This window comes from Enterobacter sp. ECC-219 (assembly GCF_043966805.1).
Taxonomy (GTDB): Bacteria; Pseudomonadota; Gammaproteobacteria; order Enterobacterales; family Enterobacteriaceae; genus Enterobacter; species Enterobacter cloacae_N.
In genome coordinates this window covers 4,592,514-4,618,141 of the sequence record NZ_CP143680.1, presented here as the reverse complement: position 1 = coordinate 4,618,141, position 25,628 = coordinate 4,592,514, and the positions used below count along the sequence as shown (strand labels likewise).

Below are 25,628 nucleotides of genomic sequence, written 5' to 3'. Positions count from 1 at the left end.
TTGAATGCAATAACGGTGCCAGCTTGATTTTTTTTAAGGCGTGACGATGTCAACGCTGTCGAAATGACACGTCGACATCGCAGCGTTGACAGTGAATTTTTTGATAAAGTCATTGTAAATCAATTAATTAAAAACTGGCACGGAATCTGCTTAACAGCCGCTATCTCCATTAACCGGATACCTTTTATGACTATTTGGGAAATCAGCGAAAAAGCGGATTACATCGCGCAACGCCACCAGCAGCTTCAGGATCAGTGGCACCTCTACTGCAACTCTCTGGTTCAGGGGATCACCCTGTCAAAAGCGCGTCTGCATCACGCGATGAGCTGTGCGGCGCAGGGCGATATGCGATTTGTCCTCTTCGGCCATTTCACGGTTTTTGTCACCCTGGCAGACAGCTTTAACAGCCACACCATCGAGTACTACGTCGAGAACAAAGAGGGTGAAAAACAGTGTATTGCGCAGGCCCAGCTGATGGCCGACGGCATGGTCGACGGCTACGTCAGCAACCGCGATCGCCAGCAGGTGCTTGAGCACTATCTGGAGAAAATCGCGCCGGTTTACAACGGTCTCTACGCCGCGGTTGAACACGACTTGCCGGTCGACCTGAAACAGCTGGTCGCGGGAAAGATTCCCGCTAACCCTGCCTGATAACCGTGTGTCGAAAAGTGTCGATGAGACAGTTTTTCGTCGTCAAAAATGACCATCACCTGAGGATTGCCCGGTGAACCGTTTTGTAATTGCTGACTCGACGGTCTGTATTGGCTGTCGAACCTGTGAGGCGGCGTGCTCGGAAACGCACCGCCTGCACGGGCTGCAGTCCATGCCGCGCCTGCGCGTCATGCGTAATGAAAAAGAGTCTGCCCCGCAGCTCTGCCACCACTGTGAAGATGCCCCGTGTGCGGGCGTGTGCCCGGTTAACGCCATCACCCGCGTCGATGGCGCGGTCCAGCTGAACGAAAGCCTGTGCGTCAGCTGCAAGCTGTGCGGCATCGCCTGCCCGTTCGGCGCCATTGAATTCTCCGGCAGCCGCCCGCTCCATATCCCGGCGAACGCCAATACCCCGAAAGCGCTGCCTGCGCCACCCGCTCCGGCGAAGGTGAGCACGCTGCTGGACTGGGTCCCCGGCATCCGCGCTATCGCGGTGAAGTGCGACCTGTGCAGCTTTGACGAACAGGGCCCGGCCTGCGTGCGGACCTGCCCGACCAAAGCGCTGATCCTGGTCAACATCCGCGACATCGCCCGCACCAGCAGGCGCAAGCGCGAGCTGACCATTAATACCGACGTCGGCGATCTTTCGCTTCTGCAGTCGCTTAACGAGGGGGCGAAATGAACGCGATATTTATGATTAACAGCGCCGTGGCGTACTTTGCCGCTGCCGCCGTGCTGGCGCTGGTGTTCTCTTTCCATAAAACCCTGAGCGGCTGGATAGCCGGTATCGGCGGGGCGGTCGGCAGCCTGATGACGCTGGCCGCTGGCGGCGTGGTTCTGCTCGGCGGACAATCCGTGGAAACACTTATGCCGCTGATTCGCCACACCGTGGCGATTACACCGCTAAACGCCATCTGGCTGGTGACCTTTGGCCTGTGCGGGCTGTTTATCAGCCTGTTCAATATTGACTGGCACCGTCATCAGCAGGTCAAAGCCAACGGCCTGCTGGTGAACCTGCTGATGGCCACGGCGGTCTGCACGGTTATCGCCAGCAACCTCGGTGCGCTGGTGGTGATGGCGGAGATCATGGCCCTGTGCGGCGTGTTCCTGACGGGCTGCAGCGCCTCCGGCAAGCTGTGGTTTGCGCTCGGTCGCCTCGGGACGCTGCTGCTGGCGCTGGCCTGCTGGTTGGTGTGGCAGCGTTTCGGCACCCTGGACTTTTCCGCGCTTAACGGCCAGACGCTGGGCAACGACGTCTGGCTGCTTGGCGTAGTCGGCTTTGGCCTGCTGGCCGGGATTATCCCGCTGCACGGCTGGGTGCCGCAGGCGCATGCGAATGCCCCGGCGCCGGCTGCCGCGCTGTTCTCCACAGTGGTGATGAAGGTGGGGCTGTTCGGTATCCTGACCCTCACGCTGACCGGCGGTCAGCCGCCGCTTTGGTGGGGCGTGATGCTGCTGATTGCGGGCATGGTCACCGCGTTCGTTGGCGGGTTGTACGCCCTGATGGAGCACAACATTCAGCGCCTGCTGGCGTACCACACCCTTGAAAACATCGGCATCATCCTGCTCGGTATGGGCGCGGGCGTCGCCGGGCTGGCGCTTAACCAGCCGGCGCTGATTGCTGCCGGGTTTATCGGCGGCCTGTATCACCTCGTCAACCACAGCCTGTTTAAAAGCACCCTCTTCCTCGGGGCGGGTAGCGTCTGGTTCCGAACCGGCCATCGGGATATCGAAAAGCTCGGCGGCATCGGCAAAAAGATGCCCGTCATTTCACTCGCCATGCTGGTGGGGCTGATGGCGATGGCCGCGCTGCCGCCGCTGAACGGCTTTGCCGGGGAGTGGGTGATCTACCAGTCCTTCTTCGCGCTCGGTCAGAGCGATCTCTTTATCGCGCGCCTGTTAGGCCCGCTACTGGCGGTCGGGCTGGCGATTACCGGGGCGCTGGCGGTGATGTGCATGGCGAAGGTTTACGGCGTGACCTTCCTCGGCGCGCCGCGCACCCGCGAAGCTGAAAACGCCTGCTGCGCACCGGTACTGATGTGTGCCAGCGTGGTCGCGCTGGCGCTGTGCTGCATTGCGGGCGGGGTTGCCGCGCCGTGGCTACTGCCGCTGCTGGGCAACGCCGTTCCGCTGCCGCTGACCACGGCGCATACCGTCGTATCCCAGCCGATGATGGCGCTGCTGCTGGTTGCCGCACCGCTGCTGCCATTCGTGCTGATGCTGTTCTTTAAACGCGACCGACTCGCCTCCCGCTCGCGCGGCGCGGCGTGGGCCTGCGGCTACGAACACGAGCAGTCGATGGTCATCACCGCCCACGGTTTCGCCATGCCGGTGAAGGAAAACTTCGCCGCCGTGCTGAAGCTGCGCCGCTGGCTGAACCCGGTGGGCTGGGTACCGGGCTGGCAGAGCGCCGCCGCACCCGCGCTGTTCCGCCGTCTGGCGGTCATCGAGCTGGCGGTGCTGGTGGTTATTGTGATTTCACGAGGAGCCTGACATGAGTCTGTTACTGGCAATTCTTCAGGCGCTGGTACTGTTCGCCGCCGCGCCGCTGCTGTCGGGCATCACGCGCGTGGCGCGCGCCCGAATGCACAACCGCCGCGGGCCTGGGGTGTTCCAGGAGTACCGCGATCTCTTCAAGCTGCTTTCTCGTCAGAGCGTGGCCCCGGACGCCGCAGGCTGGGTCTTCCGCCTGACGCCGTTCGTGATGGTTGGCGTGATGCTGACCATCGCCACCGCTCTGCCGGTGGTGACGGTGGCGTCGCCGCTGCCGGCGCTCGGCGATCTAATCACGCTGATTTACCTCTTCGCCATTGCCCGTTTCTTCTTTGCGATTGCGGGCCTGGATACCGGAAGCCCGTTTACTGGCATTAGCGCCAGCCGCGAGGCGATGCTCGGCGTGCTGGTGGAGCCGATCCTGCTGCTGGGGCTGTGGGTCGCCGCGCAGGTGGCCGGTTCCACCCATATCAGCTTTATCACCGACACCGTTTATCACTGGCCGGTGGCCCGCTCCATTCCGCTGGTGCTGGCGCTCTGTGCCTGCGCGTTCGCCACGTTTATTGAGATGGGCAAACTGCCGTTCGATCTGGCGGAAGCCGAGCAGGAGCTGCAGGAAGGTCCGCTTACCGAGTACAGCGGCTATGGCTTCGCGGTGCTGAAGTGGGGCATCAGCCTCAAGCAGGTGGTGGTGCTGCAGATGTTTGTCGGCGTCTTCTTCCCGTGGGGACAAATGACGCACTTTACCGCGGGTGGTCTGGTGCTGGCCGTCGTGATTGCCGCCCTCAAGCTGCTGGTCGGCGTGCTGGTGATTGCCCTGTTTGAAAACAGCATGGCGCGCCTGCGTTTTGTCGAAACGTCGCGCATCACCTGGGCCGGTTTTGGTTTTGCATTTTTAGCGTTCGTCTCCTTGCTGGTGGCGTGATTAAAGAGAATTTTTATGTCTGAAGAAAAGAAAGGTCAGCAGTATCTCGCCGCGTTGCATCAGGCTTTCCCCGGCGTGGTGCTGGAGGAGTCCTGGCAAACCAAAGACCAGGTAACCGTCACCGTGAAGGTGAACTACCTGCCGGAAGTGGTGGAGTTTCTTTACTACCGTCAGGGCGGCTGGCTGTCGGTGCTGTTCGGTAACGACGAACGCCAGCTGTGCGGCAACTACGCGGTGTACTACGTGATGTCGATGGAGCAGGGCGAGAAGTGCTGGATCACCGTGCGCGTTGAAGTCGACCCGAATAAGCCGGAATACCCGTCCGTCACGCCGCGCGTGCCTGCCGCCGTCTGGGGCGAACGCGAGGTGCGCGACATGTACGGCCTGGTGCCGGTCGGCCTGCCGGACGAGCGCCGCCTGGTGCTGCCGGACGACTGGCCGGACGAACTCTACCCGCTGCGCAAAGACAGCATGGACTACCGCCAGCGCCCGGCGCCGACCACCGACAGCGAAACCTACGAGTTCATCAACGAGCTCGGCAGCAAGAAGAACAACGTGGTGCCGATCGGCCCGCTGCACGTCACCTCCGACGAACCGGGCCACTTCCGCCTGTTCGTCGACGGCGAGAACATCATCGACGCCGACTACCGCCTGTTCTACGTCCATCGCGGCATGGAAAAGCTGGCGGAAACCCGCATGGGCTATAACGAAGTGACGTTCCTCTCTGACCGCGTGTGCGGCATCTGCGGCTTTGCCCACAGCACTGCCTATACCACATCGGTGGAAAACGGCATGGGGATCGTGGTGCCGGAACGCGCGCAGATGATCCGCGCCATTCTGCTGGAGGTGGAACGCCTGCACTCACACCTGCTTAACCTCGGCCTGGCCTGCCACTTCGTTGGCTTTGACTCCGGGTTTATGCAGTTCTTCCGCGTGCGCGAGGCGTCGATGAAGATGGCGGAGATCCTCACCGGGGCGCGTAAAACCTACGGTCTGAACCTGATCGGCGGGATCCGCCGCGACCTGCTGAAGGACGATATGATCCAGACCCGCCAGCTGGCCCAGCAGATGCGCCGCGATGTGCAGGAGCTGGTGGATATGCTGCTCAGCACGCCAAACATCGAGCAGCGCACCGTCGGCATCGGCCGCCTTGACCCGGAAATCGCCCGCGACTTCAGTAACGTCGGCCCGATGGTACGCGCCAGCGGCCACGCCCGCGACACCCGCGCCGATCACCCGTTTGTCGGCTACGGCCTGCTGCCGATGACCGTGCACAGCGAGCAGGGCTGCGACGTCATCTCGCGCCTTAAGGTGCGCATCAACGAGGTGTTCACTGCTCTGAATATGATCGACTTCGGCCTCGATAACCTGCCGGGCGGCCCGCTGATGGTGGAGGGCTTCACCTACATCCCGAACCGCTTCGCCCTTGGCTTTGCCGAAGCACCGCGCGGGGACGACATTCACTGGAGCATGACCGGCGACAACCAGAAGCTGTACCGCTGGCGCTGCCGCGCGGCCACCTACGCCAACTGGCCAACCCTGCGCTATATGCTGCGCGGCAACACGGTTTCCGATGCGCCGCTGATCATCGGCAGCCTCGACCCGTGCTACTCCTGCACCGACCGCATGACCGTCGTGGACGTGCGTAAGAAGAAAAGCCAGGTGGTGCCGTACAAAGAGCTTGAGCGCTACAGCATCGAGCGTAAGAACTCGCCGCTGAAATAAGGACTCGCCATGTTTACCTTTATCAAAAAAGTCATCAAAACCGGCGTGCAGACCAGCAGCTATCCGCTGGAGCCGATGCCGGTGGACAAAAACTTTCGCGGCAAGCCGGAGCACAATCCGCAGCAGTGCATCGGCTGCGCGGCCTGCGTCAACGCCTGCCCGTCGAACGCCTTAACGGTGGAAACGGATCTCAAAACCGGCGAGCTGGCCTGGCAGTTCAACCTCGGGCGCTGCATTTTCTGCGGCCGCTGCGAGGAGGTCTGCCCGACGGTCGCCATTCGCCTGTCGCAGGAATACGAGCTGGCGGTGTGGAAGAAAGAGGATTTTCTGCAGCAGTCGCGCTTTGACCTGTGCAACTGCCGCGTCTGCCAGCGCCCGTTCGCCGTGCAAAAAGAGATCGACTACGCCATCGCGCTGCTGCAGCACAACGGCGACGCCCGCGCGGAGCATCACCGTGAAAGCTTCGAAACCTGCCCGGCGTGCAAGCGTCAGAAGTGTCTGCTGCCGTCCGACCGCATTGATATCACCCGCCACATGAGAGAGGCCAGCTGATGGAAAACCTACTGGGCCCGCGCGACGCTAACGGCCTTCCGGTGCCGATGACGGTGGACGAATCCATCGCCAGCATGAAGGCGTCGCTGCTGAAAAAAATCAAACGCTCGGCCTACGTTTACCGCGTGGACTGCGGCGGCTGTAACGGCTGCGAGATCGAGATCTTCGCTACCCTGTCGCCGCTGTTTGACGCCGAGCGCTTCGGTATCAAAGTCGTGCCGTCCCCGCGTCATGCGGACATCCTGCTGTTTACCGGCGCCGTCACCCGCGCGATGCGCTCGCCCGCGCTGCGCGCCTGGCAGTCCGCACCGGACCCGAAAATCTGCATCTCGTACGGCGCCTGCGGCAACAGCGGGGGCATCTTCCACGACCTTTACTGCGTCTGGGGCGGTACAGATAAAATCGTGCCGGTGGACGTCTACATTCCAGGCTGCCCGCCGACGCCCGCCGCGACGCTGTACGGCTTTGCCATGGCGCTCGGCCTGCTGGAGCAGAAAATCCACGCCCGCGAGCCGGGCGAGCTGGACAACCAGCCTGCCGCCATTCTGCACCCGGACATGGTGCAGCCGCTGCGGGTGAAGGTTGACCGCACGGCGCGCAGGCTGGCGGGCTACCGCTACGGGCGTCAGATTGCCGACGATTATCTGCGCCTGCTGAGCCAGGGCGACCATCAGGTGGCGCGCTGGCTGGAGGCCGAGAACGATCCGCGTCTTAATGAGATTGTGGCGAATCTGAACAGCATCGTGGATGAGGCGCGTATCCGATGAGTGAAACGGTGGTGTTCAGCCAGCTGAGCCGTAAGTTTATTGATGAGAACGATGCCACGCCGGATGCGGCGCAGCAGGTGGTCTATTACAGCCTGGCGATTGGGCATCACCTCGGGGTGATTGACTGCCTGGAGGCGGCGCTGAGCTGCCCGTGGCCCGAGTACCTGGCGTGGATCGCCACGCTGGAGGAGGGCAGTACGGCGCGTCGCAAGATGGAGGGCGTGCCGAAGTACGGCGAGATAGTCATCGACGCCAACCACATTGCGATGCTCGCCAACGCCTTTGACGCGGCGCTCTGCAGGCAAACCCCGGCGCAGCAGGCGTGGAGCACAACGCTGCTCGGCATGTTGCACGATATTCATCAGGAGAGCGCCATCTACCTGATGGTGAGGAGATTACGTGACTGACGTTTTACTGTGTGTCGGCAACAGTATGATGGGCGACGACGGCGCGGGTCCGCTGCTGGCAGAAATGTGCGCCGCGAACCCGCAGGGCAGCTGGGTAGTGATTGACGGCGGCAGCGCGCCGGAAAATGACGTGGTCGCCATACGCGAGCTGCGTCCGGAGAGACTGTTAATCGTCGATGCCACCGATATGGGGCTCAACCCCGGCGAGATCCGCCTGATAGACCCGGACGATATCGCCGAGATGTTTATGATGACGACGCACAATATGCCGCTGAACTACCTGGTCGATCAGATTAAAGACGACGTGGGCGAGGTGCTGTTTCTGGGGATTCAGCCGGACATTGTCGGATTTTATTACCCGATGACGCCGCCGGTGAAAGAGGCGGTGGAAGTGGTCTATTCACGGCTTGCGGGATGGGTTGGGGATGGAGGTTTTTCTCAGCTCTGAGCAGTGCCGGGTGGCGGCTTCGCCTTACCCGGCCTACCAAACCCATCTCCCTCTCCCTGTGGGAGAGGGCTGGGGTGAGGGCAACAGGCTACTCCAGATCCCCCCCGTTACTCGCAATCACCTTCTTATACCACCAGAACGATTTCTTGCGCTTGCGATCCAGCGTGCCGTTCCCGGCGTCATCGCGGTCAACGTACACAAACCCGTAGCGCTTGCTCATCTCCCCGGTTGAGGCAGACACCAGGTCGATGCAGCCCCAGGTGGTGTAGCCCATCAGCGGCACGCCGTCCTCAATCGCGTCGCCCATCGCGCGGATATGCTCGCGCAGATAGCTGATGCGGTAGTCGTCGTTGATCTCGCCGTTTTCATCAATGACGTCCTTCGCCCCGAGGCCGTTTTCAACCAGGAACAGCGGCTTCTGGTAGCGGTCGTACATCATGTTCATGGTAATGCGCAGGCCGAGCGGATCGATGCCCCAGCCCCATTCACTCACCTGAATATGCGGGTTGCGCAGGGACTTCACGATGTTCGCCGCGCTGGTGTTGCCCGCGTTCATGTCCGCCGACGCGCAGCGCGAGGCGTAGTAGCTGAACGAGACAAAATCGACGGTGTTTTTCAGAAGTAGATCGTCACCAGGATCTTTCACAATCACCACGCCTTTCTCGCGGAATACGCGGGCGGAGTAGGCCGGGTAGCTGCCGCGCGCCTGCACGTCGATAAAGAACAGGTTCTCACGGTCTTTCTCCAGCGCCATCCACACGTCTTCCGGCTTGCAGGAGTACGGGTAGAAATTGCCGCCCGCCAGCATGCAGCCGACCTGGTTTTCCGGGTTCACCTCGTGGGCGATTTTGGTCGCCAGCGCGCTCGCCACCAGCTCGTGGTGCGCGGCCTGGTATTTCACCTGGTCCTCGTTTTCACCTTCCTCAAACACCAGCCCCGCGCCGGAGAACGGGCTGTGCAGCATGATGTTGATTTCGTTGAAGGTCAGCCAGTATTTCACCAGCCCGTTAAATTCTTCAAAGCAGGTGCGGGCGTAGCGGGCGAAGAAATCGACCATCTTACGGTTGCGCCACGAGCCGTACTCCGTCACCAGGTGCATCGGCACGTCGAAGTGGCACAGAGTGACCAGCGGCTCAATGTTGTACTTTTTGCACTCCTCGAACACCGCGCGGTAGAAGGCAATACCCTCTTTGTTCGGCAGCGGCTCGTCGCCGTTCGGGTAGAGGCGGCTCCAGGCAATCGAGGTGCGGAACACCGTAAAGCCCATCTCCGCCATCAGGGCGATGTCTTCTTTATAGCGATGGTAAAAATCAATCGCCTCGTGGCTCGGGTAGAATTCGTCGTCACGCAGCGAAAAACGCTTTTCCTGACCGATCTTCACCGCCAGACGATGCGCGCCGTGGGGGATCATATCGACCGTTGTCAGTCCTTTGCCGCCCTCACGGTAAGCACCTTCACACTGGTTGGCGGCAAGCGCGCCGCCCCATAAAAATCCTTGTGGAAAAACAGACATTCTTACCTCGCTTTCAATTTATGCTTTTGCTGCGTTGTTCTGAACCGGTGCGGTCTGCAGGGCGCGCGCTTTTTCAGCTTCGTCTTCGACCGGGATATCCTCAAACCCTAAAAGCAGGGTCAGAACAAACGACAGCACCACCGCCAGCCCCATTACGCCAAACACCCAGACGATGGTCATCGGGTTAGACGGGTCGAAGAACTGCACGCTGGTGAACAGCCCCGGCGCCGCCATCGAGTGGCTGGCGAGACCGGCCATGCCGGCGACCGCCCCGCAGATAAAGCCGCTGATTAGGCTCGCAATCAGAGGACGTTTCAGACGCACCGCCACGCCGTACAGCGCCGGTTCAGAGATCCCCGCCATAATGGCGGAGGCCGCTGCCGCCAGCGCCGTCTGGCGCAGCTCCGGGTTTTTGGTTTTCCAGGCCACCGCCAGCGACGAGCCGCCGAGCGACAGGTTAGCGCCGATTTCCGACGGCATGACCATCCCTTCCTTGCCCGTTTCGGCGATGGTCTGAATGATGGTCGGCGTAAACACGCGGTGCATCCCGGTCATCACCAGCAGCGGCCAGAGCGCGCCCATGATGGCGACGGAGAGCCAGCCCAGATAGCCGTGAATGGTGTAGACCAGCGCGGAGATGGCGCTACCGATCCAGATCCCGAGCGGGCCAATCAGCACGATGGCGAGCGGGGCGGCAATCAGCACGATCAGCATTGGCTTCAGGAAGTTTTTGGTTACCGCCGGGGTAATGCGATCTACCCAGCGTTCGATGTACGACAGGCACCAGGTCATCACCAGTGCCGGGATGACGGTGTAGGTGTATTTCACCGCCGTCACCGGAATAAAGGCGAACTCAACGTGTTCGCCCTGCGCGGCTTTCGCCATCAGCTCGATAAAGCTCGGGTGCACCAGCACGCCCGCGATGGCGATCGCCAGAGACATATTGGTTTTGAACTTCACCGCCGCCGAGGCCGCTACCATCAGCGGCAGGAAGAAGAACGCGCCGTCGCCGATGACGGTCAGAATGGTGAGCGTCGGCGCGCCTTTTGGCAGCACGCCGGTCATCTCAAGGATCATCGCCAGCAGCTTGACCATCGAACCGCCGATGATAGCCGGGATCAGCGGGGACATGGTGCCGATCAGCGCGTCGAGGATCCCGGCACCAATGCGGCGTAAGGTCAGTTTCTGCGGACCTTCCGGTACGGCAGGCTGCAGGCTGGTTGGCAACAGACTCACCACTTCGCGGTACGCCTGTGAAACGGTGTTGCCAATAATGACCTGACACTGGTTGTCATTGCGCACCACGCCGAGCACGCCGCTGATGCTTTTCAGGCGCGCAACGTCGGTGAGGGTTTCGTCTTTCAGAACGAAACGCAGTCGCGTCATGCAGTGGGTGACGGCGACGATGTTCTCTTTGCCGCCCAGCGCGCTGATAACGTCGTTCGCCAGCGCAGCGTAATTTTTGGCCATCGGATGTGATCCTGTTATCGTTGTGTGAAATGTAGGAAACCGGTTCCACATAATCATCATGAGTTTCTTTTGATGAAACAAGACCGCTTTTTGAACATTTTTCTTTTTCGTGATTCAGATCGCAATGAGATGCCGAAAGCGTGATGTTGCCGCTGCGACAATTTTTCCGCGGTGCAGTACACTGCCCGCATGAGTTTCGGATGGAAGAACAGTATGACCACGATGCTGGAAGTGGCGAAGCGGGCAGGCGTTTCGAAAGCGACGGTTTCCCGGGTGTTGTCGGGCAACGGCTACGTTAGCCAGGAGACCAAAGACCGGGTGTTTCAGGCCATTGAAGAGAGCGGCTATCGCCCGAATTTGCTGGCGCGCAACCTGGCGACCAAACGCACCCAGACCCTGGGGCTGGTGGTGACGAACACCCTTTATCACGGCGTCTACTTTAGCGAACTGCTGTTTCACGCCGCGCGGATGACGGAAGAAAAAGGGCGGCAGCTGATCCTCGCCGACGGCAAGCACAGCGCCGAAGAAGAGCGCGAGGCGATCCAGTATCTGCTGGATATGCGCTGCGATGCGGTGATTATTTACCCGCGTTTTCTGAACGTGGAAGAGCTGGACGAGCTCGTTGAGAAATGCGAGCAGCCGATTATGGTGCTCAACCGCCGCCTGCGGAAAAACAGCAGCCACAGCGTCTGGTCCGATCATAAAGCCTCGTGTCAGGACGCGGTGTCGCAGCTGATTGCAAAAGGGCACCGGGAGATTGCGTTTATCACCGGCTCGATGGATTCCCCCACCGGGGTCGAGCGTCTTTCCGGTTACAGGGATGCGCTGGTGCAGCACGCTATTCCGCTGCGCGAGGGGCTGATTGCGCAGGGGAAGTGGAACCCCACCAGCGGCGCAGCGGCGGTTTCTGAACTGCTTGCTCGCGGGGAACGCTTTACCGCGCTGGTGGCGAGCAATGACGATATGGCGATCGGCGCCATCAAGCACTTGCACGACAGCGGCGTCGCTACGCCGGACGCGGTATCCGTCATCGGTTTTGACGACGTGGCCATCGCGCCCTATATCGTGCCATCGCTCTCCAGCGTGCGTATTCCGGTGACGGAGATGATTCAGGAGACCATCAGCCGCCTGATCTTCATGCTCGACGGCGGGGAGTTTAAATATCAGCAAACCTTCTCCGGCGAGCTTGTCCTGCGCGACTCCGTCATTGATGGCCCGTACCGCTGACGTCGACATCTGTCATCGTCACTAATGACGATGACAGAAAATTTGTTTTACATTTCTCTTAAAATCAATACCTTAAATGTTGGCACGGTTTATGAATAGCTTCGCGCATAACAGTTATGCCGGAGAAGCAGATGAACCGTTTTATTATGGCCGATGCCAGTAAGTGCATTGGTTGCCGTACCTGTGAAGTGGCGTGCGTGGTTTCCCATCAGGCGGAGCAGGACTGCGCCTCTCTCACTCCTGATACTTTCCTGCCGCGCATCCACGTCATTAAAGGCGTGAATATTTCCACCGCCGCCATCTGTCGCCAGTGCGAAGACGCACCGTGCGCCAACGTCTGCCCGAACGGGGCGATTAAGCGCGAGAAGGGCTTTGTGCACGTGATGCAGGAGCGCTGTATCGGCTGCAAAACCTGCGTTGTCGCCTGCCCGTATGGCGCGATGGAGGTGGTGGTTCGTCCGGTGGTGCGCAACAGCGGTATGGGGCTGAGCGTGCGGGCAGAGAAGGCCGAAGCCAATAAATGCGACCTTTGCTATCACCGTGAAGCCGGCCCGGCCTGTATGGAAGCCTGCCCGACGCACGCGCTGGTCTGCGTGGATCGCGATAAGCTTGAGCAGATGAGCGCCGAAAAGCGCCGTCGCGCGGCGTTCGACACATCGTCATCGCTGCTGTTTTAAGCCGCGATGAGCGTTAACGGCGTACAGCTTCGGGTGCGCGGCAAGGTGCAGGGCGTGGGGTTTCGGCCCTTCGTCTGGCAGCTGGCGCACCGGCTGAAGCTTGTGGGCGATGTCTGCAACGACGGAGAGGGTGTTCTGGTGCGTCTCGCGGGTAATGGGGGGGACTTTACCGCGAGGCTGCGCCAGGACTGCCCACCGCTGGCGCGTATCGACGAGGTTGATACGCAGCCCTACAGCTGGTCTGGCGTGCCGACGGAATTTACCATCCGCCAGAGCGAGCGCGGAGTGATGGACACGCAAATCGTGCCGGATGCCGCCACCTGTCCGGCGTGTCTGGCTGAAATGCGCGACCCTGGCGAGCGCCGCTACCGTTACCCGTTTATCAACTGCACCCACTGCGGGCCGCGGTTTACTATTATCCGCGCGATGCCCTACGACCGTCCGGCCACGTCGATGGCCGCATTTCCGCTGTGCGCGCCGTGCGAAACCGAGTACCGCAACCCGGCTGACCGGCGTTTCCACGCCCAGCCGGTGGCCTGCCCGGACTGCGGGCCGCAGCTGGAATGGCAGGCCGGAGATGCCGTTGCTACCCGTGAATCGGCTTTACGCGCGGCGGTGGCGATGCTGAAAGGCGGCGGCATTGTCGCGGTTAAAGGGCTGGGCGGTTTCCACCTCGTCTGCGACGCGCTGGATCCGCAGGCGATACTGAAACTGCGGATGCGCAAGCAGCGCCCGACGAAGCCGCTGGCGGTGATGATCCCGGATGCGAACGACCTGCCGGAGACGATACAGACGCTGCTACGCTTGCCCGCTGCACCGATTGTGCTCACGCCAAAAGCCTCGCTTCCCGCGTTCCCCGAGGAAATTGCGCCGGGGCTCGACTGCGTTGGCGTGATGCTGCCCGCGAACCCGCTCCAGCATCTTCTGATGATGGAGTGCCGGCGCCCGCTGGTGATGACCTCCGGCAACCTCAGCGGCAGACCGCCTGCCGTCACTAACCAGCAGGCGCTGGAGGAACTCAGCGGCATCGCGGACGGCTTCCTGCTGCATAACCGCGACATCCTTCAACGCATGGATGATTCGGTGATGGATCGGGATGGCGCTATCCTGCGTCGCGCGCGCGGCTTTGTGCCGGACGCCGTCACGTTGCCCGCGGGTTTTGAGGATATCCCCGCCATGCTGTGCACCGGTGCAGAGATGAAAAACACCTTCTGCCTGGTGCGCGGGAACCAGGCGGTACTGAGTCAGCACTTTGGCGATCTCAGCGACGAGGGCGTCGAGGCGCAGTGGCACAGCGCGCTCTCGACGATGCAGGACATCTATGCCTTTCAGCCGGAGCGCGCGGTGTGCGATGCCCATCCGGCGTACCGCGCCCGACGGTGGGCGCAGGAGCAGGCGCTGCCCGTCGAAACCGTGCTGCATCATCACGCCCATGCGGCGGCGTGTCTGGCGGAGAACGGCTGGCCGCTCGACGGCGGAGACGTTATCGCCCTGACGCTGGACGGGATCGGCATGGGTGAGAACGGCGCGCTGTGGGGCGGCGAGTGCCTGCGGGTCAACTATCTCGACTGCGAACGGCTCGGCGGCCTGCCTGCCGTTGCGCTGCCGGGGGGCGATCTGGCGGCGACGCAGCCGTGGCGAAATTTGCTTGCCCACTGTCTGGCGTTTGTCCCGGACTGGCAGAAGTACCCGGAAACGCGGGCAGTCCAGCGTCAAAACTGGCCACTGCTGGCAACGGCTGTGTCGCGCGGCATCAACGCGCCGCGGGCGTCTTCCTGCGGTCGTCTGTTTGACGCCGTCGCCTGCGCGCTGGGCATCGACGTGCAGCGCTACGAAGGCGAAGCGGCCTGTCGGCTGGAGGCGCTGGCATCGCAGTGCGCGGGGGTTGATCATCCGGTGACGCTGGAAGTGGATAACCTCGCGCTGTTCTGGCGGCAGTGGCTGAGCTGGCAGGCGGAGCCCCGCGAGCGCGCGTGGGCCTTTCACGACGCGCTGGCAAAAGGGCTGGCGCAGCTCGCCGCGTGCCATGCCCGACGCCTGTCGCTGTCGACAATCTGCCTCAGCGGCGGCGTGTTGCACAACCGTCTGCTGCGCGCGCGCCTGCGTCACTATCTTTCTGACTTTACGCTTCTTTTTCCTTCGCGCCTGCCCGCAGGTGACGGAGCGATCTCCTTCGGGCAGGCGGTGGTCGCCGCTGCCCGGTCATGTTCAAAAAGGATTTAAAATGTTACGACTGTTACGCAACGAACCTCGCGCCGCGCTTCTGCTGCTGGCTCTGGTAATGGCAAACCTGCTGGCCTGGGGATGGGCATGGCACACCTTCAGCGGCAGCACGGCGCTGATGGCGGCCAGCCTGCTGGCGTGGTGCTACGGGCTGCGTCACGCCGTGGACGCCGACCACATCGCGGCCATTGATACCGTGACGCGTAAGATGATGCAGCAGGGCAAGCGTCCGTCCGGGGTGGGGGCGTGGTTCTCGCTGGGTCACTCCACCATTGTGGTGCTGGCCTCCATCGCCATCGCCGCCACCGCCACGGCGTTTCAGAAAAACATGGCATGGTTCCACGAGACCGGGAGCCTGATTGGCACCGCGGTGTCCGCCACCTTCCTGCTGGCGATGGCGCTGGTGAATATGGTGATCCTTCGCGGGGTCTGGCGCAGTTTTCAGGCGCTGAAAAAAGGCCAGCCGGTGCAGGGAGACATCACGCTGCCTGCCCAGGGCGGCGTCATGAACTGGTTGTTTGGCAAAACCTTCCGCCTGGTGAATAAAAGCTGGCAGATGTACCTGGTCGGTTTCCTGTTTGGCCTTGGCTTTGACACGGCCACCGAGATCGGCGTGCTGGGGATCTCTGCCGCCAGCGCCTCCAGCGGCATGTCGGTATGGTCAATCATGATCTTCCCGGCGCTCTTCGCCGGCGGCATGGCGCTGGTGGATACTCTCGATAACCTGCTGATGGTCGGCGCTTATGGCTGGGCGTTTGATAAACCGCAGCGCAAGCTCTACTACAACATGACCATCACCGGCACCTCCGTGGTGGTGGCGCTGTTTATCGGCGGGCTGGAAGCGCTGGGCCTGCTGATGGACAAATTTGCCCTCAGCGGCGGCGTCTGGGATCTGATCGGCGCGGTAAACGACAACCTGGGCAACGCCGGGTTTGTGGTGGTCGGGCTGTTTGTCGCCTGCTGGCTGATCTCCATGGTCAACTACCGCTGGCGCGGCTACGACGCGCTGGTGGTGCGTTCCTGAACTACCCAGCCCTTTTTTTGCCCGGCGGCGCTACGCTTGCGCGGGCCTACAAGGTTTACCGTTTTGGGGTTGAGTAGGCCGGGTAAGCGGAGCGCCAGCAGGCATTGCGAGGGTTAAGCAGGTAGCGATTTTAGCAGTGTGAACGCCTCCTTCATCCGCTCTTCACTGACGACAAAGGCGCGTATCTGACCCTCGCTGTCCGCACCTCGCGCGACCATTCCCTGCGGTTCGAGGGTAATTTGCCAGTTCAGATCCTGACGCTGCGTTTCACCTGCGAGATGCAGCGGTAATTCCGGCGTTTTTACTTTTACCAGCATGGCGGGCAATTTCAGCGGCGCGCTTCCGCCGAGCAGATTTTTCGCCAGACACATTGCGCTTAACTGAATCGGCTGCAAAAAGGGCAGCACTTCACCGTTAATTTCCGCACAGTCGCCCAGGGCATAAATGTCCGGCCGCGTGGTTTGCAGGTAGCAGTCTACCTTCACGCCGCGGTTTATCTCAGCCCCTGCGCGATGCGCCAGCGCGGTTTCCGGACGCAGCCCTGTCGCGGCAACCACCGCATCCACTTCTACGCTGCGGCTGCGGTCGAGCGTGGCGCGAATACCGCCTTCGGTTTTGCTCAGGCTCTGCAGCTGCGATTTCAGCAGCAGATGGACGCCCATATCGGTCAGACGATGCTGTAAGCGACTGCTTACTTCTGCGGGCATCAGCGCCGACAGAATACTGGCCGCGTGGTCAACCAGGGTGACGGATTTCCCCGCGCGGCAGAAATCCATCGCCAGCTCGGTGCCGATCAGCCCGCCGCCGACAATCATCACCCGTTGCGCATCGCGGAGCAGGGTTTCGCTGGCCTGGTACTCCTGCTGGCTGTTGAGGGTAATCATCAGCTCGCGGCCCTCAACCGGCGGCACAAAGGCTGATGCCCCGGTCGCCAGCACCAGCCTGTCGTACTGCCAGGTTTTCTCTTTCGCTTTCACCACGTGGGCGTCGGCGTCGATGTCGGTGACCCAGGTGTACGGAAACAGACGCAGGTTAAACTGCTCCGCGAACTCCCCCGCCGTCTGGCGGGTGAGGTCTTCGGCGCGCTGATTCTGGCTGATGACGTGGCTTAAATCAGGCTTGTTGTACTCGTCCATGCTGTCAGCGGCAATCACCGTCAGCGGCACGTGAGCGTCCTGCTTGCGGATATTTTTCACCAGCTGGCGGGCGGCAAAGCCCGAGCCGATGATAACGATGCCGTTGCTCATTTTGCCTCCGCTGCCAGTTCGTCAAAGACGTCTTTGCCGAGGGAACATTCCGGGCAGAGGAAGTTGTCCGGCACCTCGCTCCACGGCGTGCACGGAGAGACATCCTGTAGCGGCTCGCCCAGCTCAGGATCGTAAACCCACTGGCAGACGCTGCACTGCATGCGTGGGCCGAGATCGGCGCTGGCGGCAACGTCACAGGTTTGCGGCTGTTCGGCGGGTGTTGCATCGGCATCAGGAAGCGGTGCGAGCGCCCACTGACGGGCAATGTCGCGACCGTGCTGGCGGCAGATTTCCAGCGCGTCGAGATCAGGACGCCATTTCGCCTTCAGGCTCAGGGACATCTCAAAACCGGCATCCTGTAAACGGGTGGAGAGACGGTCTACCGCGCCGCCGCTCCAGCCGTGTGAACCAAAGGCACTGGCGCGTTTGTTGCGAAAGCGCAGACCGGTCATCTCTTCCACCAGGCCGGCAATTTTCGGCATCATCACGTTATTCATGGTGGAGGTGCCCACCAGCACGCCCTTAGAGCGGAAGACGTTGGTCAATACCTCGTTCTTATCGCTGCGCGCCACGTTGAAGATTTTCACCGCCACGTTCGGGTCCACTTCGTTGATGCCCTGGGCAATGGCGTCCGCCATCATGCGGGTGTTGTTGGACATGGTGTCGTAGAAAATCGTAATGCGGTCTTCCTGATAATCTGCCGCCCATTTCAGGTACAGCTCCACTATCTGGGTTGGGTTTTCACGCCACACCACGCCGTGGGAGGTGGCAATCATCTCCACCGGCAGGTTGAAGCCGAGGATCTCGGTGATTTTCGGCGTCACCAGGCGGCTGAACGGGGTCAGGATGTTGGCGTAGTAACGCTGGCACTGTTCGAACAGCTCGGCTTGGTCCACTTCGTCGTTGAACAGGCGCTCGTCGCAGTAGTGCTGGCCGAAGGCGTCGTTGCTGAACAGCACCGCGTCGCCGGTCATGTAGGTCATCATGCTGTCCGGCCAGTGCAGCATCGGGGTTTCCACAAAGATCAGCTGCTTGCCGTTGCCGATATCCAGCGCGTCGCCGGTTTTCACGGTGTGGAAGTTCCACTCCGGATGGTGATGGTGGCCGTTGATCGAGTCGATGGCGTTGGTGGTGCAGTAGATTGGGGTGTCCGGGATGCAGGACATCAGTTCGGTCAGGGCCCCGGCGTGATCCTCTTCCGCATGGTTGATGATGATGTAGTCGATGGCGTTCAGATCGATTTCGCTGCGCAGGTTCTGCACGAACTCGCGGCTGAACTTGTGATCGACGGTATCGATCAGCACGTTTTTACCTTCGCGAATGAGATAGCTGTTGTAGCTGCTGCCGCGCAGCGTTTTGTATTCCGTCCCGTGGAAATCGCGCACTTCCCAGTCACGTTGACCCACCCAATGAATGTTATTTTTAACCAGAATAGACATAGCAACCTCAGCGTAATACAGCGTTTCAAATAAGATGCTGTACCTATATCAAGGTGCGTGCCAACTATTTAATTGATTGATAATATTGAGTTTATAAATGTATTGTCCGTAAAGGATAGTCATTATGACTATCAAGAAAGCTGTCAATATGACACTATGTATTGTCAAAATGACTGTGAGGCTGACATGAGCTTTTCTGTAGATGTGCTGGCGAAGATTGCCATTGAACTGCAAACCGGTATCGGCCATCAGGACCGTTTTCAACGGCTGATCTCCACGCTGCGCCAGGTGCTGGCGTGTGACGCCTCGGCGCTGCTGCGCTACGAGGGAAGACAGTTTATTCCGCTGGCTATCGACGGGCTGGCGCAGGACGTGCTCGGACGGCGCTTTACCCTTGAAGGCCATCCGCGGCTGGAGACCATCGCCCGCGCGGGTGACGTGGTGCGTTTCCCGGCGGACAGCGATCTGCCCGACCCGTACGACGGCCTGATCCCCGGACAGGAGAGCCTGAAGGTGCACGCCTGTATCGGCCTGCCGCTGTTTGCCGGGCAAAACCTGATTGGCGCGCTGACGCTCGACGGCATGTCGCCGGACCAGTTCGACACCTTCAGCGACGAAGCGCTGCGCCTGATTGCGGCGCTGGCCGCCGGGGCGCTGAATAATGCGCTGTTGATAGAGCAGCTGGAGAGCCAGAATATTCTTCCCGGCAGCCCGGCGGCGTTTGAGCAGGTCACGCACACGGAGATGATCGGTCTTTCGCCCGGCATGGCGCAGCTCAAAAAAGAGATTGAGATTGTCGCCGCGTCCGATCTGAACGTGCTGATCTTCGGGGAGACCGGCACCGGTAAGGAGCTGGTGGCGAAAGCCATTCACGAAGCCTCGCCGCGGGCGGCCAACCCGCTGGTGTACCTCAACTGCGCCGCGCTGCCGGAAAGCGTGGCGGAGAGCGAGCTGTTTGGTCACGTCAAAGGGGCGTTTACCGGGGCGATCAGCAACCGCAGCGGCAAGTTCGAAATGGCCGATAACGGCACGCTCTTCCTGGATGAGATTGGCGAATTATCCTTATCACTTCAGGCCAAACTGCTGCGCGTATTGCAGTACGGCGATATTCAGCGCGTGGGGGATGACCGCAGCCACAGAGTGGACGTGCGCGTGCTGGCAGCGACTAACCGGGATCTGCGTGAAGCGGTGCTGGCGGGCAATTTCCGCGCCGACCTGTTCCACCGCCTGAGCGTGTTCCCGCTGTCCGTGCCCCCGCTACGCGAGCGCGGGGACGACGTGGTGCTGCTGGCGGGCTTTTTCTGCGAGCAGTGCCGCCTCAGGATGGGGCTTTCCCGCGTGGTGCTGAGTCCGGGGGCGAGATCGCATCTGCTGAGCTACGGCTGGCCGGGCAACGTGCGCGAGCTGGAGCATGCGATTCACCGCGCGGTAGTGCTGGCGCGGGCGACGCGCTCGGGGGATGAAGTGGTTATTCATGCGCGCCATTTTGCGCTGCAGGATGAAAATACGCCGTCCGTGAAGCCTGCAACGCCTGAGAGCGTGAACGAGAACCTGCGCGAGGCGACGGAAGCATTTCAGCGTCAGATGATTACCCGCGCGCTGGAGCAGAACAACCGCAGCTGGGCGGCGTGCGCCCGGGCGCTGGAGATGGACGTCGCCAACCTGCACCGGCTGGCGAAGCGTCTCGGGCTGAAGGGTTAGATTATCCCGGCCTGGTAGAAGTCCTGCAGGTTGATGGCGCCGCACAGCCTACCGTGCTCGTCCACCACCGGTGCGGCGGTGATTTTGCGCTTCATCAGCACCTCTTTGGCTTCAATGGCGCGGCTGTCGGCGTTCAGCGTCAGCCCGCCTTTGGTCATGGCGTCCGACACGTTCGTTTCCAGCCTGCCGCCGCCCACCAGCCAGCGGCGCAGGTCGCCGTCGGTGAACACGCCCTTCACGTTGCCACTGTCATCGCACACCGCCACCAGCCCCAACCCGGTGCGGCTGAGTTCCAGCATCGCGTCCATCACGCTGGTATCGAGTTTGACCTGCGGAATGGCATCGTCGGTGCGCATCAGGTGGTGAACTTTATTGAGCAGGCGAGCACCGAGCGCGCCTGCCGGATGCGAACGGGCAAAATCTTCTTCGTTAAAGCCGCGCGCCTGCATCACCGCCATCGCCAGCGCGTCGCCCATCATCAGGGTGTTAACGGTGCTGGAGGTCGGGGCAAGGTGCATCGGACAGGCTTCACGCTCAACGGAAATGTCCAGTGTCGCCTTGGCGGCCAGCGCCAGCGGCGAGCGGGGTTTCCCGGTCATCGCCAGCAGGGCGACCGATTTTTCCTGCAGGCGAGGGATGATGAGATCCAGCTCCTTGGCCGAGCCGGAGTAGGAGATAAACAGCATCACGTCGCGGCTTTCAATCATCCCCAGATCGCCGTGCAGCGCCTCTGCCGGATGCACGAAGAACGCCGGGGTGCCGGTGCTGGCGAGCGTCGCGGCAATCTTTTTGCCGATATGGCCGGATTTACCGATGCCCGCCACGATCACTTTGCCTTCGCAGTGGATAATGGTGTTGGCGGCGCGGACGAAATCCTCGCCCAGACGTTCCGGCAGGCGGCTGGCTTCCTGCAGCTCCAGCATTAGCGTCTGGCGGCCCGTTTCTAACAGAAAATCACTCATCTCTCTCTCCGGTTACGATCACGTCGATGCCTTTTTCTTCCAGCGCTTTTTTGAACGCCGGATCGATACCCGCGTCGGTAATCAGCTTATCAACGCTTTCAAGGCTACAGACAATGTTGGGGCTTTTGCGGCCAAACTTCGATGAGTCTGCCATCAAAATCACTTCCCGCGCGGCGTTGCACATCGCTTTGCTGACGCTGAAGACCTCGTTAAACGTCGTGACGCCCGCGTTCAGGTCGATGCCGTCGGTGCCCATAAACAGTTTATCGAAGCTGAAGTGGTCGAAGGCGTTCTCTGCCAGCTGACCGTGAAACGATGCCGATTTTTTGCGGAAGGTACCGCCGGGCATCAGGATGGTCTGCTCACTGTCGAACTCCGACAGGGCGTTAACGATGTGCAGGCTGTTGGTCATCACCGTGATGTTGTTAAAGCGGCTGAGCAGGGGGATCATCTGCAGGACGGTGCTGCCGGCGTCGAGGATGATGGAATCGCCATCGTGGATAAATTTTACGGCGGCTTCGGCAATCAGCGCTTTCTGGTGGGTATTGATCAGCGTTTTGTGATCGATAGGCGGGTCGGCTTCGTCTTTATTAAGCACCACGCCGCCGTAGGTTCGAATGACGGCGCCAGAGTTTTCGAGCAATACCAGGTCCTTGCGTATCGTCGTGCCGGTGGTGTCAAAGTAGTGGGCGAGGTCCTCTACCGAGCATTTTCCCTGCTTTTGCAGATGCTCAAGAATGGCCGCCTGCCGCTGACGAGGTTTCATAGGCGCTTCGTTCCTTAGGTTGCGAAATGATAATTTCGCAAGTCTATAGCTTTCACAACGAAATTATCCATGTTTCAGATTAAGCGCTAATGATAGTGCATTCTGACAGAGTGGATCATGGGGAAAGATCACATCAGGCCGTAATTCCTGCAGCGAAATGCCGTTGATTGCCTGGATTTTCACCGGACGGGCGAAGACGGTCATGCCGCGCATGATGAGGGAATCGCACACCTTATTGTTTTCATCCAGCGCAACAGCGACGACGACCCGCGGCTTGAAACGTCCACCGGAACGCCCGACGCCCACGCGGCCTTTCTGGCACAGGGCGTCAAACGCGCGGTTAAATTGATGGATTTGCCAGCCGCCAAACGCCATCTGGCAGAGCCAGGCGAGGGCGGCGACGGTAATGAGTGGGGTTACCATATCGACTCCTTGTTTTGTTCCCTCTCCCGGTGGGAGAGGGTTAGGGTGAGGGCATCAGGCCGCTCGATCAGAACATCACCTGCCCACCGGTCACGTTAATCGACTGCCCGGTGCAGTACGAGGCTTTCGGGCTGGCGTAAAACAGCAGCATATTCAGCACGTCCTGATAATCGCACCCGCGCTTCAGCGGCACTTTATCGATGTAGTACTGCTCCACTTCCTCAGCTTTGATGCCGAGCTTGGTGGCATACTGCGGCAGCAGGGACTGGAACATCGGCGATTTCAGCAGGTTGCCCAGCATTAGCGAGTGAACGGTGATGCCGTACTCGGCCAAATCCAGCGCCAGAGACTGCGTCAGCCCCACGCCGCCAAACTTCGCCGCGCTGTAGCCGGAGTTGTGCTTGCTGCCCACTTTCCCGGATTTGGAGTTGATCTGAATGATGCGCCCCTGAATGCCGTCGCGGATCATCAGACGGGAAAACTCGCGGGCGCAGAGGAAATAGCCCACCAGATTCACCTGCAGCGAACGGTCAAAATCCCCCAGTTCGAAATCGCTGATAAAGGCCGCTTTCGCAATCCCCGCGCTGTAGACCAGCAGGTCGGTGCGCCCAAAAATCTCGTCCACGCCGCGGGCCAGCGCCATCACGCTCTGCTCGCTGGTGGCGTCGGCACCAAAGCCGTATGCCACCCCTTCGCCAAATTCGGTGTTGATGGCGTCCGCCACGCGGGCGGCTTTTTCACTCTGAATGTCCACTACCGCCACGCGGTAACCCTCTGCGGCAAGCCCACGGCAGAGGAACTCGCCTAAGGTTTGTCCTCCACCAATGACAACGGCAACCTGACTCATGTGATTCTCCTTAATTACGCAACAAATTTTAACGTGCAGCCTGGGGTGACAGCCTGCGGAACCGGGCCCGCTACGTGCACCGTGCCGGGATACTCGGCCTGCGGCTGGCCGTCGAAACGCAGGGTGATGTGGCCCAGCTCGCGCAGGTTTTGCTCGGCCACGTCGCCGACGGCGGTCACGGCATAGCGCGCCTCGCCCAGCTCCAGCTGGCTTCCTGCCTTCAGCTCGCCCTTCAGCTCGCCGTGGCAGTGGATAAAGCAAAACTCTTCGATATCCGCAGGCGCGCCTTCGCGGAAGGTGATTAGCATCTGGTCGCTCAGCGCGTCCGCTGCGCTCTGGCCGATGCGGGTAATGGTGGTCTGGTAAATGACGGTCATCGCAGGAACCTCTTATTGATAAATAAAGCCGGAGACAAACCAGGCAATCAGCACCGTCGGCGCGCCCGTCAGGAAGCGGCTGACCAGCACCGACGGCACGCCCACGCGCACGGTGTCCTGGCGCGCTTCGGCCAGCGACAGCCCAACGGGGATAAAGTCGCACGCCGCCTGGGCGTTAATGGCAAACAGAGCGGGCAGGGCGAGGTGCGGAGGGATGTTCCCCAGACCAATCTGCACGCCAATCAGCACGCCGATGACCTGGGCAATCACCGCGCCCGGGCCGAGGAACGGCGACAGCAGCGGGAAGGAGCAGATCAGCGCCAGCGTCACCAGCCCCAGCGGGTGGCTGGCGAGCGGGGCGAGGCCGTGGGCAATCCAGTCGCCCAGGCCGGACGCCATGATGATGCCGATCAGCGCCGAGACGAACGCCATAAACGGCAGGATGGTTTTCAGCACCGTGTCGATGGTGTCGCGCCCGGACTGGAACAGCACCGCCACGGCGGAGCCCATCCCCATTCCGACCTTTGCCAGCAGGCCGTCGCTCTGCTCGGTGATTTTCTTGCTGGTGTCGTACTCGCGCGGGGCCGCTTTTTGCGGCGCAGGACTGCCATTCACCACAGTGATGTTGTCCTCCTTTACGCCTGAGACATAAATGTCCTCAAGGATGTACTGTGCCAGCGGGCCGGATTTTCCGGTGGAGTGAATATTCACCGTCGGAATGCGGCGCTTCGGATAGATACCGCAGCGCAGCGTGCCGCCGCAGTCGATCACCGCCACGCCGATGTCCGCTTCCGGCGGTTCGCCTTCCTTGAAGCCGTCGACCGCTTCCCAGCCGGTCAGCTCGTGCAGCCTGTCGACGATTGCCGGGCGCGTCCCTGCGGTGATGTAGACGATCTTTTTGCCTTCGGTAGCGTCGAACTCCAGCGGGCCGCCCCAGCCGCCCGTGCCTTTCTCAATGCGGATCCGGTTCATGCTGTGGCTCCTGAAAGATGGACCTTCTGTTCAAGCTGGATGCCCATTTTTTTCTCGAAAATGGCGGTGGTGAGGTCGGTCACCCAGCCGCGGAAGAAGTTGGTGACCAGGCCGACCAGCAGGTAGCTCACCGCCAGCGGGCCGAGCGGAAGGCCAAGGGTGGTGAGACCGCTGGCGATCCCGAGATAGACAAACAGCTCTCCGGGGTTAATGTGCGGGAACAGGCCGTTCATGGAATGGCAGCTGTAGGAGGCGGCGGCGTAGTAGCTCGGCTTGTACTTCTCTGGCATAAAGCGGCCGAGGCTCAAGGTCATTGGGTTGCAGAAAACAAAGGTACCGATAAACGGCAATACCAGGTAACGGGACAGCGGATTACCGGCGCAGCGCTGGGCAAAGCGTTCGATGCGCTGCTGGCCGATAAAGTTAATCAGCGCGTTCATGATCACCAGCAGGCTGATCAGCAGAGGCAGGATCCCGGTCACCATGCCGGTGAACACTTCTCCGCCTTTCTGAAACAGCCCGATGAACCACTCGGCGCCGTGGGTGATGGTCTCTATCATTCTTCTCTCCTGTGGGGCTTTTTTGTTTTGTATTACTGTGGCTAATAATAATCACTTTGAAAGATTTTAAAGTGTTAATTAGATCTCACAATGAAAGAAAAATGGATTATTTTGAAAGTTAATTGATGGGGTGAATGATTTTCAGTGGAAAAAAGCGCGGATTTGCGTGGGAGAGGTGCGTACCGCTTCCTTGAGGTGTTGCGGATGCTTTACCATACTGGGTTCTTATCGA

25 protein-coding genes are annotated in these 25,628 nt (G+C 60.7%); 14 read left to right on the top strand and 11 right to left on the bottom strand.

Annotated elements, in window-relative coordinates; all coding sequences use genetic code 11:
* Window positions 1-186: 186 nt before the first annotated feature.
* The 9 genes from hycA to hycI all read left to right on the top strand — a co-directional run bounded on the left by hycA (window position 187) and on the right by hycI (window position 7,968).
* The gene (hycA, locus tag V1603_RS21955) at window positions 187-651 is read left to right on the top strand and encodes a formate hydrogenlyase regulator HycA (RefSeq protein WP_116343501.1); all 465 of its coding nucleotides are present in this window, start codon (window positions 187-189) and stop codon (window positions 649-651) included.
* Between the two features lie 73 nt (window positions 652-724).
* On the top strand, window positions 725-1,333 hold the full coding sequence (locus V1603_RS21950) for a 4Fe-4S dicluster domain-containing protein (RefSeq protein ID WP_163330102.1): 609 nt from the start codon (window positions 725-727) through the stop codon (window positions 1,331-1,333).
* On the top strand, window positions 1,330-3,144 hold the full coding sequence (gene hycC, locus V1603_RS21945; RefSeq protein WP_316380145.1) for a formate hydrogenlyase subunit 3: 1,815 nt from the start codon (window positions 1,330-1,332) through the stop codon (window positions 3,142-3,144). The genes V1603_RS21950 and hycC overlap by 4 nt, the downstream gene beginning before the upstream one ends.
* Before the next feature lies 1 nt (window position 3,145).
* Complete coding sequence (locus tag V1603_RS21940; RefSeq protein WP_395313265.1) at window positions 3,146-4,069, top strand: respiratory chain complex I subunit 1 family protein; 924 nt, start codon at window positions 3,146-3,148, stop codon at window positions 4,067-4,069.
* Window positions 4,070-4,084: 15 nt separating this feature from the next.
* The gene (gene hycE, locus V1603_RS21935) at window positions 4,085-5,794 is read left to right on the top strand and encodes a formate hydrogenlyase subunit HycE (RefSeq protein WP_116343442.1); all 1,710 of its coding nucleotides are present in this window, start codon (window positions 4,085-4,087) and stop codon (window positions 5,792-5,794) included.
* Between the two features lie 9 nt (window positions 5,795-5,803).
* Window positions 5,804-6,346, top strand: coding sequence for a formate hydrogenlyase complex iron-sulfur subunit (locus tag V1603_RS21930; RefSeq protein ID WP_116343441.1), 543 nt, complete (start codon window positions 5,804-5,806; stop codon window positions 6,344-6,346).
* Entirely contained in the window at window positions 6,346-7,113 is a 768-nt protein-coding gene (locus V1603_RS21925; RefSeq protein ID WP_116343440.1) for an NADH-quinone oxidoreductase subunit B family protein, read from the top strand. The genes V1603_RS21930 and V1603_RS21925 overlap by 1 nt, the downstream gene beginning before the upstream one ends.
* Complete coding sequence (locus tag V1603_RS21920) at window positions 7,110-7,520, top strand: formate hydrogenlyase maturation HycH family protein (RefSeq protein ID WP_116343439.1); 411 nt, start codon at window positions 7,110-7,112, stop codon at window positions 7,518-7,520. Before V1603_RS21925 ends, V1603_RS21920 begins: the two co-directional genes overlap by 4 nt.
* Window positions 7,513-7,968: a hydrogenase maturation peptidase HycI gene (hycI, locus tag V1603_RS21915; RefSeq protein WP_166712212.1), complete on the top strand. Its 456-nt coding sequence runs from the start codon at window positions 7,513-7,515 to the stop codon at window positions 7,966-7,968. Before V1603_RS21920 ends, hycI begins: the two co-directional genes overlap by 8 nt.
* 88 nt (window positions 7,969-8,056) lie before the next feature.
* Here hycI and V1603_RS21910 read toward each other — a convergent pair whose 3' ends face one another.
* Both V1603_RS21910 and ascF read right to left on the bottom strand, forming a co-directional pair.
* Window positions 8,057-9,481, bottom strand: coding sequence for a 6-phospho-beta-glucosidase (locus tag V1603_RS21910; protein ID WP_395313264.1), 1,425 nt, complete (start codon window positions 9,479-9,481; stop codon window positions 8,057-8,059).
* An 18-nt stretch (window positions 9,482-9,499) separates the two neighbouring features.
* The gene (ascF, locus tag V1603_RS21905; protein WP_116343436.1) at window positions 9,500-10,951 is read right to left on the bottom strand and encodes a PTS cellobiose/arbutin/salicin transporter subunit IIBC; all 1,452 of its coding nucleotides are present in this window, start codon (window positions 10,949-10,951) and stop codon (window positions 9,500-9,502) included.
* Between the two features lie 213 nt (window positions 10,952-11,164).
* Here ascF and V1603_RS21900 point away from each other — a divergent pair, with 213 nt between their 5' ends.
* From V1603_RS21900 to V1603_RS21885, 4 genes are all read left to right on the top strand, one after another.
* A complete protein-coding gene (locus V1603_RS21900; protein WP_395313263.1) occupies window positions 11,165-12,178 on the top strand; it encodes a LacI family DNA-binding transcriptional regulator in 1,014 nt (337 codons plus the stop codon).
* A 131-nt stretch (window positions 12,179-12,309) separates the two neighbouring features.
* Complete coding sequence (hydN, locus tag V1603_RS21895; protein WP_008499565.1) at window positions 12,310-12,855, top strand: electron transport protein HydN; 546 nt, start codon at window positions 12,310-12,312, stop codon at window positions 12,853-12,855.
* 6 nt (window positions 12,856-12,861) lie between these two features.
* Window positions 12,862-15,078, top strand: a complete 2,217-nt coding sequence (gene hypF / locus V1603_RS21890; RefSeq protein ID WP_395313262.1) for a carbamoyltransferase HypF — start codon at window positions 12,862-12,864, stop codon at window positions 15,076-15,078.
* Window position 15,079: 1 nt separating this feature from the next.
* Window positions 15,080-16,102: a HoxN/HupN/NixA family nickel/cobalt transporter gene (locus V1603_RS21885; protein ID WP_395313261.1), complete on the top strand. Its 1,023-nt coding sequence runs from the start codon at window positions 15,080-15,082 to the stop codon at window positions 16,100-16,102.
* Window positions 16,103-16,215: 113 nt separating this feature from the next.
* On the opposite strand, the gene norW is transcribed toward V1603_RS21885, so the two are convergent.
* Together norW and norV are read right to left on the bottom strand one after the other, a co-directional pair.
* The gene (norW, locus tag V1603_RS21880; protein ID WP_395313260.1) at window positions 16,216-17,349 is read right to left on the bottom strand and encodes an NADH:flavorubredoxin reductase NorW; all 1,134 of its coding nucleotides are present in this window, start codon (window positions 17,347-17,349) and stop codon (window positions 16,216-16,218) included.
* Window positions 17,346-18,788 (bottom strand): anaerobic nitric oxide reductase flavorubredoxin, encoded by a 1,443-nt coding sequence (gene norV / locus V1603_RS21875; protein ID WP_320720734.1) that lies wholly within the window; start codon window positions 18,786-18,788, stop codon window positions 17,346-17,348. The genes norW and norV overlap by 4 nt, the downstream gene beginning before the upstream one ends.
* A gap of 186 nt (window positions 18,789-18,974) precedes the next feature.
* On the opposite strand from norV, the gene norR reads away from it, so the two are divergent.
* Window positions 18,975-20,489: a nitric oxide reductase transcriptional regulator NorR gene (gene norR, locus V1603_RS21870; protein ID WP_192984374.1), complete on the top strand. Its 1,515-nt coding sequence runs from the start codon at window positions 18,975-18,977 to the stop codon at window positions 20,487-20,489.
* Here norR and gutQ read toward each other — a convergent pair.
* The 7 genes from gutQ to srlA form a co-directional block, all read right to left on the bottom strand.
* A complete protein-coding gene (gene gutQ, locus V1603_RS21865) occupies window positions 20,486-21,451 on the bottom strand; it encodes an arabinose-5-phosphate isomerase GutQ (RefSeq protein WP_116343430.1) in 966 nt (321 codons plus the stop codon). The genes norR and gutQ overlap by 4 nt on opposite strands.
* On the bottom strand, window positions 21,444-22,217 hold the full coding sequence (locus V1603_RS21860) for a DNA-binding transcriptional repressor (protein ID WP_032640855.1): 774 nt from the start codon (window positions 22,215-22,217) through the stop codon (window positions 21,444-21,446). The genes gutQ and V1603_RS21860 overlap by 8 nt, the downstream gene beginning before the upstream one ends.
* Window positions 22,218-22,280: 63 nt before the next feature.
* Window positions 22,281-22,640 carry a transcriptional regulator GutM gene (gutM, locus tag V1603_RS21855; protein ID WP_233003265.1) on the bottom strand — a complete coding sequence of 120 codons (360 nt, stop codon included), beginning with the start codon at window positions 22,638-22,640 and terminating at the stop codon, window positions 22,281-22,283.
* A 67-nt stretch (window positions 22,641-22,707) separates the two neighbouring features.
* Window positions 22,708-23,487: a sorbitol-6-phosphate dehydrogenase gene (gene srlD, locus V1603_RS21850; RefSeq protein WP_116343428.1), complete on the bottom strand. Its 780-nt coding sequence runs from the start codon at window positions 23,485-23,487 to the stop codon at window positions 22,708-22,710.
* A 14-nt stretch (window positions 23,488-23,501) separates the two neighbouring features.
* Window positions 23,502-23,864, bottom strand: a complete 363-nt coding sequence (gene srlB / locus V1603_RS21845) for a PTS glucitol/sorbitol transporter subunit IIA (RefSeq protein WP_023308951.1) — start codon at window positions 23,862-23,864, stop codon at window positions 23,502-23,504.
* Between the two features lie 12 nt (window positions 23,865-23,876).
* Window positions 23,877-24,836, bottom strand: a complete 960-nt coding sequence (locus V1603_RS21840) for a PTS glucitol/sorbitol transporter subunit IIB (RefSeq protein WP_116343427.1) — start codon at window positions 24,834-24,836, stop codon at window positions 23,877-23,879.
* On the bottom strand, window positions 24,833-25,396 hold the full coding sequence (gene srlA / locus V1603_RS21835) for a PTS glucitol/sorbitol transporter subunit IIC (protein WP_023333189.1): 564 nt from the start codon (window positions 25,394-25,396) through the stop codon (window positions 24,833-24,835). The genes V1603_RS21840 and srlA overlap by 4 nt, the downstream gene beginning before the upstream one ends.
* Window positions 25,397-25,628 lie beyond the last annotated feature (232 nt).

Excerpts from the sequence above, each read along its gene's own strand:
- V1603_RS21940 (WP_395313265.1), top strand. The coding sequence starts at position 3,146 with ATGAGTCTGTTACTGGCAATTCTTCAGGCGCTGGTACTGTTCGCCGCC.
- ascF (WP_116343436.1), bottom strand. The coding sequence starts at position 10,951 with ATGGCCAAAAATTACGCTGCGCTGGCGAACGACGTTATCAGCGCGCTG.
- hycE (WP_116343442.1), top strand. The coding sequence starts at position 4,085 with ATGTCTGAAGAAAAGAAAGGTCAGCAGTATCTCGCCGCGTTGCATCAG.
- norV (WP_320720734.1), bottom strand. The coding sequence starts at position 18,788 with ATGTCTATTCTGGTTAAAAATAACATTCATTGGGTGGGTCAACGTGAC.
- hydN (WP_008499565.1), top strand. The coding sequence starts at position 12,310 with ATGAACCGTTTTATTATGGCCGATGCCAGTAAGTGCATTGGTTGCCGT.
- hycA (WP_116343501.1), top strand. The coding sequence starts at position 187 with ATGACTATTTGGGAAATCAGCGAAAAAGCGGATTACATCGCGCAACGC.
- V1603_RS21910 (WP_395313264.1), bottom strand. The coding sequence starts at position 9,481 with ATGTCTGTTTTTCCACAAGGATTTTTATGGGGCGGCGCGCTTGCCGCC.
- gutM (WP_233003265.1), bottom strand. The coding sequence starts at position 22,640 with ATGGTAACCCCACTCATTACCGTCGCCGCCCTCGCCTGGCTCTGCCAG.
- hypF (WP_395313262.1), top strand. The coding sequence starts at position 12,862 with ATGAGCGTTAACGGCGTACAGCTTCGGGTGCGCGGCAAGGTGCAGGGC.
- V1603_RS21860 (WP_032640855.1), bottom strand. The coding sequence starts at position 22,217 with ATGAAACCTCGTCAGCGGCAGGCGGCCATTCTTGAGCATCTGCAAAAG.
- hycC (WP_316380145.1), top strand. The coding sequence starts at position 1,330 with ATGAACGCGATATTTATGATTAACAGCGCCGTGGCGTACTTTGCCGCT.
- V1603_RS21885 (WP_395313261.1), top strand. The coding sequence starts at position 15,080 with ATGTTACGACTGTTACGCAACGAACCTCGCGCCGCGCTTCTGCTGCTG.
- V1603_RS21925 (WP_116343440.1), top strand. The coding sequence starts at position 6,346 with ATGGAAAACCTACTGGGCCCGCGCGACGCTAACGGCCTTCCGGTGCCG.
- V1603_RS21930 (WP_116343441.1), top strand. The coding sequence starts at position 5,804 with ATGTTTACCTTTATCAAAAAAGTCATCAAAACCGGCGTGCAGACCAGC.
- srlD (WP_116343428.1), bottom strand. The coding sequence starts at position 23,487 with ATGAGTCAGGTTGCCGTTGTCATTGGTGGAGGACAAACCTTAGGCGAG.
- norW (WP_395313260.1), bottom strand. The coding sequence starts at position 17,349 with ATGAGCAACGGCATCGTTATCATCGGCTCGGGCTTTGCCGCCCGCCAG.
- srlA (WP_023333189.1), bottom strand. The coding sequence starts at position 25,396 with ATGATAGAGACCATCACCCACGGCGCCGAGTGGTTCATCGGGCTGTTT.
- norR (WP_192984374.1), top strand. The coding sequence starts at position 18,975 with ATGAGCTTTTCTGTAGATGTGCTGGCGAAGATTGCCATTGAACTGCAA.
- V1603_RS21900 (WP_395313263.1), top strand. The coding sequence starts at position 11,165 with ATGACCACGATGCTGGAAGTGGCGAAGCGGGCAGGCGTTTCGAAAGCG.
- V1603_RS21920 (WP_116343439.1), top strand. The coding sequence starts at position 7,110 with ATGAGTGAAACGGTGGTGTTCAGCCAGCTGAGCCGTAAGTTTATTGAT.
- V1603_RS21840 (WP_116343427.1), bottom strand. The coding sequence starts at position 24,836 with ATGAACCGGATCCGCATTGAGAAAGGCACGGGCGGCTGGGGCGGCCCG.
- gutQ (WP_116343430.1), bottom strand. The coding sequence starts at position 21,451 with ATGAGTGATTTTCTGTTAGAAACGGGCCGCCAGACGCTAATGCTGGAG.
- srlB (WP_023308951.1), bottom strand. The coding sequence starts at position 23,864 with ATGACCGTCATTTACCAGACCACCATTACCCGCATCGGCCAGAGCGCA.